The sequence below is a fragment of the Mycobacterium decipiens genome (assembly GCF_963853665.1).
GTDB lineage: Bacteria > Actinomycetota > Actinomycetes > Mycobacteriales > Mycobacteriaceae > Mycobacterium > Mycobacterium decipiens.
This window is the reverse complement of sequence record NZ_OY970459.1, coordinates 85435-99526: the sequence shown is the minus strand read 5'-3', so window position 1 is coordinate 99526 and position 14092 is coordinate 85435. Positions and strand designations below refer to the sequence as shown.

Below are 14092 nucleotides of genomic sequence, written 5' to 3'. Positions count from 1 at the left end.
CTCCTCCTCGGTTCAGCAATCCTCGGCGAGGATCTGGTCCATCTGTGCGACGCGGTGGCGCCAGAGCTGTTCGAGATCGTCGAGCGCTCGCTGTGCGTCACGCACCTGGTCGATGACGCCGTGCACCAGGGACTCGCGGCCGCGCCGGTGCTTGCTGACCAGTCCGCATCGTTCGAGGACGGCCACGTGCTTTTGCACCGCAGCGAAGCTCATCGGGTACTGCCGAGCCAACGCCGAGACCGAATGCTCCTTGACCAGCACCGTCGCGACGATGTCCCGCCGCGTGGCGTCCGCCAGGGCATGGAGGACCCGGTCGGTCCGTCGCTTGCTCAACACATTTTCTACAACCATTTGGTTGTACATTACGGGCTCGGGCTATCGCGATCAAGCGCCCAATGGGATCGCCGGTAAAGATGATGAAGCCTTGACTTATATAAGTGGCTGCTTTTATAGTGGCGAATCGTGCACGCATTCGACGTCCTGGGCGATCCAGTGCGCCGCCGTATCCTCGAACTGCTCGCCGACGGCGAGCTTTCCGCTGGGGCAATTGGGGCGACCGTCCAGGCGGAGTTCGCGATCACCCAGCCCGCGGTCTCCCAGCATCTGAAAGTGTTGCGGGACAGCGGCTTCACTTCGGTCCGCCCCGACGGGCAGCGCCGGCTCTACGCCGTGAACAGCGCGCCGCTGCGCGATATCGACGATTGGCTGGACACATTCCGCCGGTTTTGGACACCACACCTGAGTGCGCTGGCGACCGAAGTCGCCCGCGGCAAACGACAACGCAGAGAGCAAAGGAGCCAACATGATTGACGTTGATGTCGACTATCAGATCAACGCGGTCCGGCGCACAGTCGGCAGCCGCACGCTGGAGGCGGGCGAGGCACGCGTCGTCACCGTCGGCCAGTCCTATGCCACCGACCCGGACGATCTGTGGGACGCGGTGACCAACATCGAGCGCATTCCTCGGTGGTTTCTGCCGATCATCGGTGAGCTCAAGGTCGGCGGCCGGTACCGGCTGGAGGGCCAAGCCAACGGGACCGTCCTGACGTGCGACCCGCCGAACAGTTTCACCGCCACCTGGGAGTACGGCGGCAGCATGAGCTGGATCGAGGTGAGCGTCTCGGGCGAGGGATCGGGCCGAGCCCGATTGTTGCTCGAGCACATCGCGCATGTCGACGACGAAACGTGGCGCCAGTACGGACCGGGTGCGGTCGGCATCGGTTGGGATTCGATGGTGCTGGGTCTGGCGCTTCACCTGAGTACCCGCCAGTCCATCGATCCATCATTCGGCCAGCAATGGGTGGCGACCGACGAAGGTCGGCGCTTCATGAGAATGGCGTCGGCGGCCTGGTATGAGGCCAACGTCTTGGGCGGCGAGGACGCCGACCTGGCGCGCCAGTGCGCGGACCGCGCGACTGCCGCGTACCTCGGCGAGGAATAGGGACCGGAGCACGGCCTCGCCCGATGCTGCACCGCAAGGGCGCAGGAACGCAAGATTTGCAGGCACTTTACAGCCGAATCGGATCTGCTAGTGGCGCTAGCACACGCGGAACGAACCGCAGCCGAACCCTCGGCGGCAGCGGCAACGATCGCTACCCGTACGTTGACGATGCAGAATCGCGATTGCACGGCTTGCTGAGAAAGGTCGCCACCTGATGAGCATCCTGGACTTCTCCACCAGCGGTGTCTTTCGCCGCAAGCCGATCGATGCGATCGAGCCCGAAGACCCGCAGCAGGGTGGGGGGCTTTTGCGGGTGCTTGGCCTATGGCAACTCGTCGCGCTGGGCGTCGGCGGCATCATCGGTGCCGGTGTTTTTTCCTTGGCCGGGGCGGTGGCCAAGGAAGCCGCTGGGCCAGGGGTGCCGTTGTCATTTGTGGTAGCGGGCATTGCCAGCGCCTGTGCGGCTTTGTCATACGCCGAATTTGCGGGAATGATCCCCAAGGGCGGGTCGGCCTACACCTACAGCTACGCCGTCCTCGGCGAGGCCGTCGGCTGGTTCGTCGGCTGGGACTTGCTGCTCGAGTACACCGCCATCGTCGCCGTGGTCGGTATTGGCATCTCCGGCTATTTCGGGTTCCTTGTCCAACAAGTCGGCATCAGCCTGCCCCAGTGGACGCTCGGAGCGCCGGGAACCGGGCAGGGCCACGTAGTCGACCTGTTCGCAATGCTGCTGTGTCTGCTCATCGCGTTCGTCCTCACCCGCGGTGTGCGCAACGCCGCCCGCGCCGAAAGCGTGCTGGTCTGGCTCAAAGTCGGCCTCGTCGTGCTCATCATTTGCCTGGGCGCGTTTTATGTGAACACCGACAACTACACCCCGTTCCTGCCGTTCGGCTGGAACGGGGTGCTCTTCGGCGCCTCCATCGTGTTTTTCGCCGTCTTCGGCTACGACGCGATGAGCACAGCCGCGGAAGAATCCGCCCAAGCCAGAAAGATGCTCCCCAAAGCCATCCTGATCTCGCTAACGATTTCGATGACGCTCTACATTCTGGCCTGCCTGGTACTGACCGGGATGATCAAATACACCGAAATCGACCCAACATCTGCGTTCGCCCGCGCCTTCGATGTCGTTGGCCTTCCGGGGATCGCGACCCTGATCTCAGTCGGCGCGGTCATAGGCATCGCCACCGTGATGTTTACCTTCATGTTCGCTGTGACCCGGGTCTGGTTTTCCATGGCCCGCGACGGTCTGTTACCCCGGTGGTTTGCCGCGGTCGACACCAAACATCATGTGCCGGTGCGGGTTACCTGGATCGTTGGCATCGTCTCCGCGCTAATCGCCGGGTTCACCCCAATCGTTGAAGCCGCACAACTGACCAACATCGGGATCCTGCTTGCCTTCGCGATCGTCTGCAGCTCGGTCATCGTGCTGCGCTATCGCTCTCCCGACATCGAGCGCTCATTCCGCATGCCGGGCATGCCGATCATCCCACTGGTCGGGGTCGGAGCTTCGATCTGGCTTACCATCTACCTCACCGAACTCACCTGGCTGCGTTTCACCGGCTGGCTGCTGCTCGGACTAGCGATCTACGCGTTCTACGGCCACCGCAACTCGCACCTAAATCCCAGCAGCCCCCACCGCGCGAACGGCGTGCAACCACTTCAGACCGGAAACGATACGTCGCGAGTCGCTAGGTCTAGGAAGGCCTAAGGGGTCGCTACTGGCCCGCGTTGTGGGCCAGATCGATGGCGTATTGGTTAACGAACCGACCTGCCTGGGGCTCCCCGCGGCCGCATGAGCCGTCGGATTCACCGGGACGCTTGATCCACAGGTAGGCGTCGGCGTGCGCGCCCCCGGTAGCCGTGGTGGGCGGTGCACCCAGGGCGCGGCCGCTGGGGTTACACCAGTTGAGCGGGGAATCGGGCGCAGGTCCGGCGCCGTTGCGCGACGTGTCGATCACGTAATGCGAGCCATTCGTGCGTCCGGCAATCGCCTCGCCGTAACCGATTTCCTCATCGGTGGTGTAGAAGTTCGAGATGTTAAGGCTGTAACCGCGGGCGCGGCCCACACCGACCTGGTTGAGCCGGGCGGCCATCTCCTCGGCGCTCACCCAGCGCGAATGCCCCGCATCGACGTACACGGCGGCGGCCGGATCGCGGGTCAGCGTATCGACGGCGTAGCGCACCAAGTCAAAGCGTTCCTGGCGCTGATCCGCCGACAGGCAGTCGGCCATGGCGAGCGCATCGGGTTCGACGATGACCGCCGCCGGCGATGAGCCCAGACCGGATGCGACAGCGTCGATCCACCCGCGGTAGTCAGCGCCCGTCGCGAACCCACCGGATGCGTAGCTACCGCAGTCGCGATGCGGGATTCCGTAAAGCGTCAGAATCGGCATGGCACCGGCACCCTGCGCCGCGCCGGTGTACCTGGCGATCGTGCCGCCGACCGTAGACGCTGGGAACGCCTGGTCAAGCCAGTAGGACTGCGGGGTGTTGGCGACTGCAGTCAGCTCGGCACTCGGCGGGTTGGCATTGCGCGCCGCGACCATCGCCGCCGAACCGGGATCGACGTAGAAGGGCATTCCGGCCAGCGGGTTTGCCGCGTCGACCAGGGTCACCCTCGGGGCGGGAACGACCCGCACCGGATCGGCCAACAACCCCATGCCAGCGACCGCCGCAACCGCCACGAAGGCGGTGATCCACCGCGCGACCGCACCAAGAGCTGAGGACATCACCCCAGAAAAGTAGTGCCACAATTCGACAAACGCCAAACGCCGACGACAGATGGTGGCCTGCACCGCTGCCAAGGCGTATCGGCGTGAATAGCTGCGGCGTCGGCGCGTTAGTGTGCTTCGGTCGGCTTCAGCGAACAGGCCGATAGAAAAGTTGAGCAGATTCATGACCGCAGCAGCAGAAGCGTCGACGATCGAATCGCGGGTCGGCCACTACTACCTGGTGGACGACACCTACCGGGTCGGGCGGGAGAAGGTGCGCGAGTACGCCCGTGCAGTGCAGGACTACCACCCCGCGCACTGGGATGTCGCCGTCGCCGCGGAGCTTGGATACTCGGGCCTGGTGGCGCCGCTGACGTTCACATCGATCCCGGCCATGGCCGCCAATCGGCGCCTGTTCGAATCGGTGGTTGTCGGTTATGACACCTACATGCAGACCGAAGAGGTCTTTGAGCAGCACCGCCCAATCGTGGCCGGCGACGAACTGCGCATTGATGTCGAGCTGTCGTCGGTACGCAGGATCGCCGGCAGAGACCTGATCACCGTGACCAACACCTTCACCGACACCGCCGGCGAGCGGGTGCACACTTTGCACACCACCGTCGTCGGTATCACCGGCGAGGATGTCGATCCGGCGATCAGGACGGCCGTGCGGAACGTGATGATGCACGACGTGAACATCATCGAAATCGGCGAATCCGATGCGGGCTACCAAAAGACGGTGCGTCCCGAGGGCGAGGTTCGGATCGCCGAGGGAGGCACGGCACGCACGCCGGGGACGCCGTCCTTCGATGACGTGAAGGTCGGCGATCAGCTACCGGTGCACCACGCCCGACTGTCTCGCGGCGACCTGGTGAACTATTCCGGAGTCGCCGGCGACGCCAACCCGATTCACTGGGACGAGGACATTGCCAAGCTGGCGGGGCTGCCCGATGTGATCGCCCACGGAATGCTCACCATGGGTTTGGGTGCCGGTGTCGTCTCCGGGTGGTCGGGCGACCCCGGCGCGGTTACCCGCTACGCGGTGCGGCTGTCCCAGCCCGCCATCGTGTCGGCCGCCGAGGGCGCAGACATCGAGTACAGCGGCCGAATCAAATCGCTGGACCCGGTAACCCGCACCGGTGTCGTCATTGTCACCGCGCGGTCCGGTGGCCGGAAGATCTTCGGCCTTGCGACGTCGCACGTCCGCTTTCGCTGATCTCCGCTGATCTGGCCCAGGCGACAAATCCCCAACCCCGTCTCACAAAGCCGAGCCGTCCACCGTTTGCAGTGTGGGCGGCAAGGGGGACGTCCGCACGACGGGGAATGGAGCTGGCCGTGACCAACGATTCAGCGGGCGACATCGTCCGGGAGATCATCGAGTGCGCTTGGAACCTGGGTGAACTGGAGGTGATCGACAGACGCATTGCGACGTCGTTTGTCAGACACACCTCGCGCGGCGACCTCGTGGGTCCGCAGGTCTTCAAGGACCGCATCTGGGCGGTCCGGGCCGCCTTCGACGGCTTCCACACGCAGATCCACGACATCGGCGGGCGCCAGGATCAAGCGTATTGCCGCTACAGCGTCTCGGGTCGACACACGGGCACATTCCTCGGATTCGAACCGACCGGGAGAGATGTCGAGTTCGATGGTGCGGTCATTGCCCACTCCCTCGCGGATCAGCTGATCGAGGAGTGGGAGTACGTCGACGCAGCCTTATTGGCCGCGCAGCTCGGAGCACACCAGCCGTGACCCCCCGTGGACCACGAACATCAAGCGGCCTCCAGGCTCAACAAGGTGGTCTTCGCGTTGACGCCGCCCACGTATTGGCCGATTGAGCCGTCCGCGCGCACGACGCGGTGGCACGGAATCACCACCGGCAGCGGGTTGTGGCCGCACGCGCTGCCGACCGCGCGGACGGCGCGGGGACTGCCGACGGCGGCCGCGATCGCGGCGTAACTTTGCCGATGTCCATACCCGATTTCGCGCAGCTGCTCGATCACCTGGCGACGGAAGCCGGCAGTCAACGACAGGTCCAGCGGTAGATCGAACCTGGTGCGGGTACCGGCAAAATATTCACCAACCTCGCGGGCCGCGGCGTCCAGGGGCGGGTGTGACCGCAGGACTCGTGGACTGATCCGGGTCGCAAGATCGGCCAGCACCGCGTCGAAGTCCTGGCTGGCGTAGGCGACTCGAACCAAGCCCGCCGGTGTGGCCGCCAGCAGTAGCTCGCCAACCGGGGTGTCGATCGTGCGATAGGCGATGTCAAGGAGATCGGAGTCCCGCGCCGCCCGCTCCAATCGCAGGTGCAGGAGCTGCAGATCGACGCTCGCGATGGGGAACAGTCCACCCAGCTCGGGGTCGCGGCCGGCGATATCAGTGCTCATCATTTCGCTTCCTCCTCCAGGTACAGCCGTCTCAACGCTTTGATGCCGTCTGCCGTGGCGCGGCGGGCGGCGTCGGCGGAATTGCCGAGCAATTTGGCCACTTCGGCGTGGGGCATACCGGCGAGGTGGTGGTATGCGACCGCTTGCCGTTGCTTGGTGGGCAACGTTTCCAGTGCCGACCAAAGATCGAGGTCCCTGCCCGCTGGATCGGGCGACACCGCCGTGCCGGCAGATTCGGGTAGGCGCTCGGTGGGCGTCGGTGCGCGGGTGCGTGCCCGCCCCACGTCGATGGCGCGGCGGTGGGCGATCGTGACGAGCCACGCCTCAAGATTCGAGTCGGGCCTTAGGTCCGGATATGCACGCAACGCCGACAGGAAGGTTTCTGACCACGCGTCGTCGGCGTCGATCGGCCCCAGCACCGCACGACACACGCGCAGCACCATTGGGCCGTACTCGGCCACCACTTCCTCGAACGGACGCACGCTCACATCATGAAGACATCCGCCAACGCCGAAACGTGAGATCCCGTTGTCTCACGGACCGGTTCATCCACGGCGGGGCAAGTCGCGAGAGTCGCTGACTCGGTCACTGTTATCCCGCCCGTTGGCCTGCAGTTTGGCTGCACGAACTCATCGCTGACAGTGCGCGTTTCCCGTCCCTGGCTCCATTGGCGTCTTCCTTGGCCAGGTCGGAACTGGGTCTTTTCCATTTCAATAGTGTCAGAGCTCGGCCGAGCGTACGGTTGATAACCACTGAATCAGTGGACGTACCGGGGGAAGACATGCATACATCGGATTCAGATCCCGACCGCAGCGAGCGAGTTGGCAGCGCGGTCGAACGCGTAGCGCAGATCGACTTGTCCAAGATCAACCGCAAGCTCCAATACGATGAGCCCGAACGCTGGAGCGACGTACGGATCAGAGAGGCCGAAGAGGCCTATCGTCGCTTCCTTGTGTTGAATCTCCTCTATCCCCAAGAACGGTTAGCGGTCAACCGCGATCTCGATGACTACTGGCACGCACACATCCTGGACACCCAGAAGTACGCGGCTGACTGCGAACGCGTCTTCGGCTCGCTGTTGCACCATTACCCCTACTTCGGACTGCCGGGCGAGGAGGACGAGGGACAGAATGTCCCTGCTTTTGGAGTCACCCAACGCATTTGGCAAGAGACGTTCGGCGTTCCGCTCGTCAAGGACACGAACTTGGGTAATGCGCCTCGCCTCACGCTCGATCGGGTGCTCACTGGGCAAGCCGAGATTTTCGATCAGCCCGACGGAGGGGTGAAGGGCTGCAAGAACGGTCAGCACTGCCAAAAGATCATTGCGCCGATCGACTTGGACATCGAGGGCCCGATCGTCGCGGTCACCAAGCCGCAATCCTAGCTAGTCCACCGAATACCCGTCGGAGTTCGTGACGACCGGGCGGGGTGACCGCGATGGAGGTACCGGTGGTGGCGGACAACCCGGCCCAGATCGTCTTCCTCGGCCCGTCCCTGCTTCTTGAACGGGCCAAGGAAGTGTTGCCGGATGCCGACTTTCGCCCACCCGTCAAACGCGATGACCTGGCGGCCGTCCCGCCTGGCTCGATCGTCGCGATCATCGATGGCGTCTTTGCTCAATCGCTGGCGATCAGTCCGGGTGAGATCCGCGACTCGATCGACCGCGGTGTCCAGGTCTACGGAGCGGCCAGCATGGGCGCCCTCCGAGCCGCGGAGATTCCGGCGGTCATCGGCGTGGGCCGCATCTACGAGATGTATTGCTCCGGTGTGATAGAGCGTGACGACGAAGTCGCCGTGATGTTGCGACCTGATACGTTCGCTTCATTGACCGAACCCCTCGTCAACGTGAGATTTGCGGTCGAAAGACTAGTCCGCACAGGAACTCTCAGCCGAGTAGACGGCGACGCGATCGTTCAGGCGGCGGCAAAACTGCATTTCAGCGACCGCACATATCCCGCAATTCTGGCCGCCTCCAGCCTTTCCCGCAACAGGGACGTCGCCGACATCATCTGCCTCCTTAAGCGGTTCGACCTCAAGGCAGACGACGCACTGCTACTCCTGGAAACCATCGCCCACACCGAACCGAGACCAACAACAACTGGCGACGCCCGGCCAACCAACACCCCTGCCTACGCGCGTGTCAATGCCCACGAAAGCAGCTCGGCCTCAATTCTGATTTGGGAGTCCGGCGACCGGATTCAGTTCGAGGATCTCGTTCGCTTTCTCAAAGTGGCAGGCGCATTCGAGCGATATGCCGCACGGGCAATCAGCAGCCGTGCCGCGGCGGGCTGCCCATTGCGCATCCCGGCGCCGCTGCCCACCCGAGCCCAGTCGATCGAAGCCGCTCAGAAGACGCTCGATCTCACCCGCTTCCAATGGGGTTGGGATTCGCCTGAGGAAGCGCACGTGACCATGCGTGATCTCGGACTCGGGCTAGAGGACGTCGCCGACACGCTCGAGGCAGAGGCCACGGTAGAACACCTTGTGCGCGCCTTCGCAACGGCACCAACCGAGGCATTCAACGCGGCACTACGAGTCGAACTGTGGCGCGACGCTTTGGCGCTCAAGCGCGAGACGCTGCGACTCGGTGCCCTGCAGTACTTTGCGGCCGAGGGTGGCCTGAAGGAGCCACCCACCGCCGAGGAGTTGATTGATGCCCGCCGATGCATCGCACGCCTCCGTCACGCGTTCCGATGGGAAGCGGTCGCTACTTCGCTGCGCACGCTCGGACTGTCCGCACCCGAACTCGACGCCTCAATCGAGCAACTCGCATTGGCCCGGCGAGCCGGCGCACCCGTCACCTCCGCGCTGGATCGGCCCACTCCGACGGCTGCACCCGTGCAGCGGAAAGCTGCGTGGAGCGATTTGCCCTTGGCGCTCACCAGCAGCATCAAGGCGGCCGACTCACCGAGATTCAGTCTGTCGGAGGCTGAAACGTCGACCGTTGCCGCCGATTTGGCCAAACAGATCGGAATCGTGCGCATTGGTCTGGTCGGTGAACTTGACAATCTCGGCATACACATAGCCCAGGCATACGGGCAACGCAGCGGCTGGTCGTCGAGTTTCAGTAGCGGCAAGTCCGAATCGCGTGAGGGCGCGCGCGTCGGAAGCATCATGGAGGAAGTCGAAATCTTCGCCCAAGACCGATACAGTCCGGCCGCCCAAATCCACCGTTCGTTTGGGAATTGGTCAGCCGAGCATGCCGCGGTGGATCCACTGGAACTCGGCCTGCCCTACGACTCCCGATACACGGATGCACTTGAGTTCGACTGGGCTCCCTGTTATGACCTGGTCAGCGCACAAAGCACCTACGTGCCGACATCGAGCCTGCTTGGACAGCGCCAGCTCAACGACATTTTCTACTCGCCCAGGCTGGGCGGCAAGATCTTCTCGTCCAGCGGACTTGGATCGGGATTCAGTCTGGCCGAGGCGATTGTGCACGCGGGAGCTGAGTACATCGAGAGACACGCCTATCGGTTGGCGGAGATCCAGATCGACAATCCGGGTTCGGTTGGTGACAGACAGTTCAGATTCGTCGACGAAACCACACTTCCCGAGACCCCTGCGCGGATCGTCGGGAAATATCACCATGCCGGCGTGCTCGTACGAATCGTCGACATCACCTCCGATGTCGCCGTGCCCACGTATTGGGCGCGCATATTCGACGATCCGTTCAACTCATTCCAGAGTGCGTCCGCGGATGGCTTCGCCTGCCACCCCGATCCAGGGGTCGCCGTGACTATGGCACTACTGGAGGCGGCTCAGACCCGAGGTGGCTACATTGCAGGGGGACGCGAAGACTACTCCCTGCACGCTCGTAGCCTCGGTCGACACGAGCGTCCCCGCACGGCGGTTCCGCAATCACAAGCGTTCTGGTTCAGCAATGATCGTCCGCTTCAACCGTTCGATGCCAACTCCGGGATACATGCGCGCGATATCCTCGACGAGCTGGAATGGATGGTCGATCGTGTTGTGCGGGCCGGTTCCCCGGCCTTCCTCGTCGCCGACTACACCACGCCCCAAATACGGCCGGCACACGCCGTGCGGGTTCTAATTCCCGGCCTGGAAGTGACGAACCCACTCTTCACCGGCCGCCGTGCACGAGCCACCCTGATCCGCGACCTACTTCCTCATGGTCCCCGCACCCAATGACCAACGCTGGCGGGTATCAGCGTTCACCAGAGTGTCCTGGCGGGACGGGACCATCGAGATCACCTCGTCAACGTCCAACATCACTCTGCTGGCCAGCGACGCACGCATCCTCGACCTCGTGCATTTCTTCGCTCGACCTAAGTACATCGTCGAAGTCGTCGACGCGTGGGCGCACCTTCCCCGCAGTGAGGTAATCGCCTGCATAGACGAACTCATCGACGCGCGTGTGCTGGTAACCGAGACCTCTGTCGAGCCTACGCACTGGGATCCGACAGCGCTTGCCTACCATCAACTCTCACGCAGCGGATCTCCGGTTGCCGATGGCGAGGAATCGGCATGCACACACGTCCCGGGTTCCGGTCCGCCGCTGATTCCGCTCGGCCCACCCGCACCGCCGCGGAATCGAGACTTCGCGGACGTGCTGATACATCGCCGATCGACCCGAGCGTGGCCAAAGTGCGCGATCGAGCGGTCAACTTTCTCAACGCTGTTGTCGATGAGCGCCGCGAACCGTTCCGACCCCTTCTTGCTCGACGACGGATCCACGAGTCGCCCATATCCGTCCGGCGGCGCGGTGTATTCGCTGGAGCTCTACCCGGTGATCGACACGGACGCGATCGATTCAGTGGATGCAGGCGTATACCGGTATCGGCCCGACCACCACGCCCTCGAGCTGCTCGCCGCCGGCGCAGCCGCATCCAAGCCTTTCCTGACCTCGGCCGCCGAGGCGGTCGGAACGGGCCGGCCGCCAGTGGTACTCGTGATCAGCAGCCGAATCGCCAGCCAGAGCCAGGCCTATCATCAAATCGCCTACAGCCTGGTCCTTAAAGAAGTCGGCGCACTCTTTCAAACCCTCTACTTGGTCTGCGAATTCCTCGGCTTGTCGGCGTGCGCGCTGGGGGGTGGCTCTCCCGACGGTGCCCTCGCCGAACTGCGCGGCGAGCAGATCTTCGACAACCCGGTGGTAGGCGAATTCGCCCTCGGCCCACGAGGATCCGGACCCGCGCGGCAAATCGACGGTGGGCGGATCTAAGGAGCCATCATTCAACGCCCTCCCAACAGCGCTTGAACTGGTTGATGCAATCGCCGCTTTGCGTCAACCCGGCTGGTTACGAGGTGGCCTAGCTTGGCACTTGTGCGTACGCGCAAGCTCGGGGTACCGGTGTGGTGATGTCTGCGCACATTTGAGTCGAGGCGTACATCTCGCCAGCCCAGTTGACATTCGTACCGTCACGTTTCATAGGACCTGGGTACACCTCGGCGACGATCATCGAGTATTTGGAACTCGGAATCTCGATTTGAATTTCGGACGACACATGCCCAGTTGAGTCGGACCCGACGGCAGATAGGTACACGCGATCGCCAAACTGGTACTCTTGGCCCTTTTTGACAACGGGAATAGCCATGAGGTCGACCACAAGGAATCCGCCGGGGTCCATCGCGTCCGCCTCGATTTTGACCTTGACGGTGGCTGATTCTGCGGCGTTTCCGTCTTGTCTCTGGTTCGGAGCAATGCTGAGCGCCAGCCGCGGAACCTCCGTTCGTGCCAGAACAAGGACTCCTGAGATCAGCACAATGGAGATGCCGGTAAGCAGGAATACGCCCCCAAACGCAATGAAAACCTTGGCCGCATCGCGGTACCACTCTTCTCCGGCGTCACCGTGCTTGCGGTGGTAGACCAGGCCAACGGCCATGAGCGCGCCAACAAATGCCAGCACCATGAAGATGACCGCAATAATCGTCCATAGCAGATACGTGTTGGCTATTCGCGGGATCACGGTGAGGGCACCAAGTCCTGCCGCCAGCAGTGAGAAGCCGCCGAGGATCCAGGCCCCCGCCTTGAAAATCGGTTCGCTACCCGAACCGGCATGTTGAGAACTCATCGAGTACCCAGCCCGACCTTTGCCATCAGTCCATTGCGTACATCGCCCGGCATCGGCCAATCCGGAGGTAACGGCGCGATCGGGTCAGTCATCGCCCCCCCTTGCTACATCCCAAACAGCCCCCGGTTGGCACTGTTTAGGATTGCACGCCAACCGTCGTTTGGTGTCGGCTTTGGCGCTCATCCGACAGGGCTCTCGCTCTTCGCCGCACCGAACGTGGACGGATTCCAGGCCAGCTGGATTGGCGAGGTCGCAACGGCCTTCTCACCCGCCGCATTTCGGGTGGTAGTCGGGATGGATGCCGGGTTCATGGCTGCTCTCTGTCGTTGTGGGTCGTCTCGCCGGTGGCGCGCGACACGGGGATCGACTCGCTGCAGGGGTCCTGGTGCCAGTCGCCGAACGGATCGTGCAGGCCCCGCCACTGGACGGGGTCTCGCATCTCCTCGTCGGTAAGCAGGGCCCCGCGCAGCGCCCTGCGAAGCGTGTCGGGGTTGGCGCCGCACACCAACACCACCAGGTCGCTGTGCCGATCACCGTGGCGCTCGTCCCAGAAGGCGTCGGCCAGCGCGCGGCGCTCGGCGTCGGCATAGGCCAGCTGCGAGGCGCTCATCGCGGCCAACCACTGACCGGCCGAGCTGACCCGCAGACCCCCGCCGGCGGATTCCAGCCACATCACCTGCTTGTCGTTGCTGGCCAGCCACAGCCGGCCCCGGGTGCGGATCACACCCTCCAACAACACATCGAGTGCATCGTGGAGCCGTTCGGGATGGAACGGGCGCCGGGCGTGAAATTCGATCAACCGCACCGCCCCGGCCGCCGCCAGCGGCGGCTGTCCGGCCAGTAGCGGACCGTGCGGGTCGTCGCTGCGGCCCCGTCGACTCACAGCGCAGAGACGTTGGAGGGCGTCGGGGACAGCGTCGGCGTTGGCGGCCACCCGCGCCGCCGGATTCAGCCGAGCCAACACCTCGAGCAGATCGGGCGGGGGTTGGCTGCAGACGAGGACATCCGCGAACTCGGCCTGGGCGACCACCACTTGCGCCACCGTGCGCCCATCGGCCAGCGCTTCATCACCCAACGCCTGGGCCAGCCACGCCAGGGCATCGACACCGGCGATGACCGCCGCAATCTCGACATCGCGTGCGGGGGGCCCCGGCTCGAAGCCTGGGCCGGGCGCGACGCGCACGTGGCGGATCGCCCAGCAGATCGGTTCAGGCTCCAGCCACGGCGCCAGGTGCACGACGACACGATCGACATCCGACCGGCGAGCCACCTTCCGCAATAGAACCAGAAGGTCGTTGCGGATGGTGCACGAGACACATCCGTGCGCCAGCTCCAACGCCGCCTCGGCGCTCGTCACCATGCCGTGCCGCAGCATCACCATGCGCCGACACACCACCTGTCCGTCGAAGCGGTGCTCGATCACCACCGTCTTAGGGTGGCGCAGCAGCTCAGCGGTCACGGCGGAAGTGTGCTCCTGGCCGGTCACCAGGATCACCGGGGTACGCATCATCCTCCTCATCG

At 63.9% G+C, this 14092-nt stretch carries 13 protein-coding genes and 1 pseudogene; 8 read left to right on the top strand and 6 right to left on the bottom strand.

Going from position 1 to position 14092, the window contains the following annotated elements:
* Positions 1-12 precede the first annotated feature (12 nt).
* Positions 13-351: an ArsR/SmtB family transcription factor gene (locus AADZ55_RS00490; protein ID WP_085325568.1), complete on the bottom strand. Its 339-nt coding sequence runs from the start codon at positions 349-351 to the stop codon at positions 13-15.
* A 111-nt stretch (positions 352-462) separates the two neighbouring features.
* On the opposite strand from AADZ55_RS00490, the gene AADZ55_RS00485 reads away from it, so the two are divergent.
* From AADZ55_RS00485 to AADZ55_RS00475, 3 genes are all read left to right on the top strand, one after another.
* Positions 463-810, top strand: a complete 348-nt coding sequence (locus AADZ55_RS00485; RefSeq protein ID WP_085325531.1) for an ArsR/SmtB family transcription factor — start codon at positions 463-465, stop codon at positions 808-810.
* Positions 803-1441, top strand: coding sequence for an SRPBCC family protein (locus tag AADZ55_RS00480; protein WP_085325530.1), 639 nt, complete (start codon positions 803-805; stop codon positions 1439-1441). Before AADZ55_RS00485 ends, AADZ55_RS00480 begins: the two co-directional genes overlap by 8 nt.
* 214 nt (positions 1442-1655) lie before the next feature.
* Positions 1656-3149: an amino acid permease gene (locus AADZ55_RS00475; RefSeq protein ID WP_085325528.1), complete on the top strand. Its 1494-nt coding sequence runs from the start codon at positions 1656-1658 to the stop codon at positions 3147-3149.
* A 7-nt stretch (positions 3150-3156) separates the two neighbouring features.
* Here the strand turns inward: AADZ55_RS00475 and AADZ55_RS00470 are convergent.
* Positions 3157-4224, bottom strand: a pseudogene (locus tag AADZ55_RS00470) (glycoside hydrolase family 6 protein); the annotation flags it as partial.
* A 112-nt stretch (positions 4225-4336) separates the two neighbouring features.
* On the opposite strand from AADZ55_RS00470, the gene AADZ55_RS00465 reads away from it, so the two are divergent.
* Positions 4337-5368, top strand: coding sequence for a fused (3R)-hydroxyacyl-ACP dehydratase subunits HadA/HadB (locus tag AADZ55_RS00465; protein ID WP_085325527.1), 1032 nt, complete (start codon positions 4337-4339; stop codon positions 5366-5368).
* A 119-nt stretch (positions 5369-5487) separates the two neighbouring features.
* Complete coding sequence (locus AADZ55_RS00460) at positions 5488-5901, top strand: ester cyclase (RefSeq protein ID WP_165759402.1); 414 nt, start codon at positions 5488-5490, stop codon at positions 5899-5901.
* A gap of 20 nt (positions 5902-5921) precedes the next feature.
* Here the strand turns inward: AADZ55_RS00460 and AADZ55_RS00455 are convergent, their stop codons facing one another.
* On the bottom strand, positions 5922-6536 hold the full coding sequence (locus AADZ55_RS00455) for a methylated-DNA--[protein]-cysteine S-methyltransferase (protein WP_085325525.1): 615 nt from the start codon (positions 6534-6536) through the stop codon (positions 5922-5924).
* Entirely contained in the window at positions 6536-7018 is a 483-nt protein-coding gene (locus AADZ55_RS00450) for an RNA polymerase sigma factor (RefSeq protein WP_085325566.1), read from the bottom strand. The genes AADZ55_RS00455 and AADZ55_RS00450 overlap by 1 nt, the downstream gene beginning before the upstream one ends.
* A 299-nt stretch (positions 7019-7317) precedes the next feature.
* Between AADZ55_RS00450 and AADZ55_RS00445 the strand changes: the two genes are divergently transcribed.
* Genes AADZ55_RS00445 through AADZ55_RS00435 form a run of 3 tightly spaced genes read left to right on the top strand, consistent with a single transcriptional unit; the run spans position 7318 to position 11721 of the window.
* On the top strand, positions 7318-7920 hold the full coding sequence (locus AADZ55_RS00445) for a glycine-rich domain-containing protein (RefSeq protein WP_085325524.1): 603 nt from the start codon (positions 7318-7320) through the stop codon (positions 7918-7920).
* Positions 7921-7973: 53 nt separating this feature from the next.
* Complete coding sequence (locus AADZ55_RS00440) at positions 7974-10688, top strand: YcaO-like family protein (RefSeq protein ID WP_133056430.1); 2715 nt, start codon at positions 7974-7976, stop codon at positions 10686-10688.
* A gap of 31 nt (positions 10689-10719) precedes the next feature.
* Positions 10720-11721: a SagB family peptide dehydrogenase gene (locus AADZ55_RS00435; RefSeq protein ID WP_165759401.1), complete on the top strand. Its 1002-nt coding sequence runs from the start codon at positions 10720-10722 to the stop codon at positions 11719-11721.
* An 88-nt stretch (positions 11722-11809) separates the two neighbouring features.
* Here the strand turns inward: AADZ55_RS00435 and AADZ55_RS00430 are convergent, their stop codons facing one another.
* The gene (locus AADZ55_RS00430; RefSeq protein ID WP_085325521.1) at positions 11810-12571 is read right to left on the bottom strand and encodes a hypothetical protein; all 762 of its coding nucleotides are present in this window, start codon (positions 12569-12571) and stop codon (positions 11810-11812) included.
* Positions 12572-12878: 307 nt separating this feature from the next.
* On the bottom strand, positions 12879-14078 hold the full coding sequence (mrf, locus tag AADZ55_RS00425) for a ribosome hibernation factor-recruiting GTPase MRF (protein WP_085325565.1): 1200 nt from the start codon (positions 14076-14078) through the stop codon (positions 12879-12881).
* Between the last annotated feature and the right edge of the window lie 14 nt (positions 14079-14092).

What these genes read in the sequence shown, in the direction of transcription:
- AADZ55_RS00490 (WP_085325568.1), bottom strand. Translation starts at nt 351, where the DNA reads ATGGTTGTAGAAAATGTGTTGAGCAAGCGACGGACCGACCGGGTCCTC.
- AADZ55_RS00480 (WP_085325530.1), top strand. Translation starts at nt 803, where the DNA reads ATGATTGACGTTGATGTCGACTATCAGATCAACGCGGTCCGGCGCACA.
- AADZ55_RS00475 (WP_085325528.1), top strand. Translation starts at nt 1,656, where the DNA reads ATGAGCATCCTGGACTTCTCCACCAGCGGTGTCTTTCGCCGCAAGCCG.
- AADZ55_RS00465 (WP_085325527.1), top strand. Translation starts at nt 4,337, where the DNA reads ATGACCGCAGCAGCAGAAGCGTCGACGATCGAATCGCGGGTCGGCCAC.
- AADZ55_RS00455 (WP_085325525.1), bottom strand. Translation starts at nt 6,536, where the DNA reads ATGAGCACTGATATCGCCGGCCGCGACCCCGAGCTGGGTGGACTGTTC.
- AADZ55_RS00445 (WP_085325524.1), top strand. Translation starts at nt 7,318, where the DNA reads ATGCATACATCGGATTCAGATCCCGACCGCAGCGAGCGAGTTGGCAGC.
- AADZ55_RS00440 (WP_133056430.1), top strand. Translation starts at nt 7,974, where the DNA reads ATGGAGGTACCGGTGGTGGCGGACAACCCGGCCCAGATCGTCTTCCTC.
- AADZ55_RS00430 (WP_085325521.1), bottom strand. Translation starts at nt 12,571, where the DNA reads ATGAGTTCTCAACATGCCGGTTCGGGTAGCGAACCGATTTTCAAGGCG.
- mrf (WP_085325565.1), bottom strand. Translation starts at nt 14,078, where the DNA reads ATGCGTACCCCGGTGATCCTGGTGACCGGCCAGGAGCACACTTCCGCC.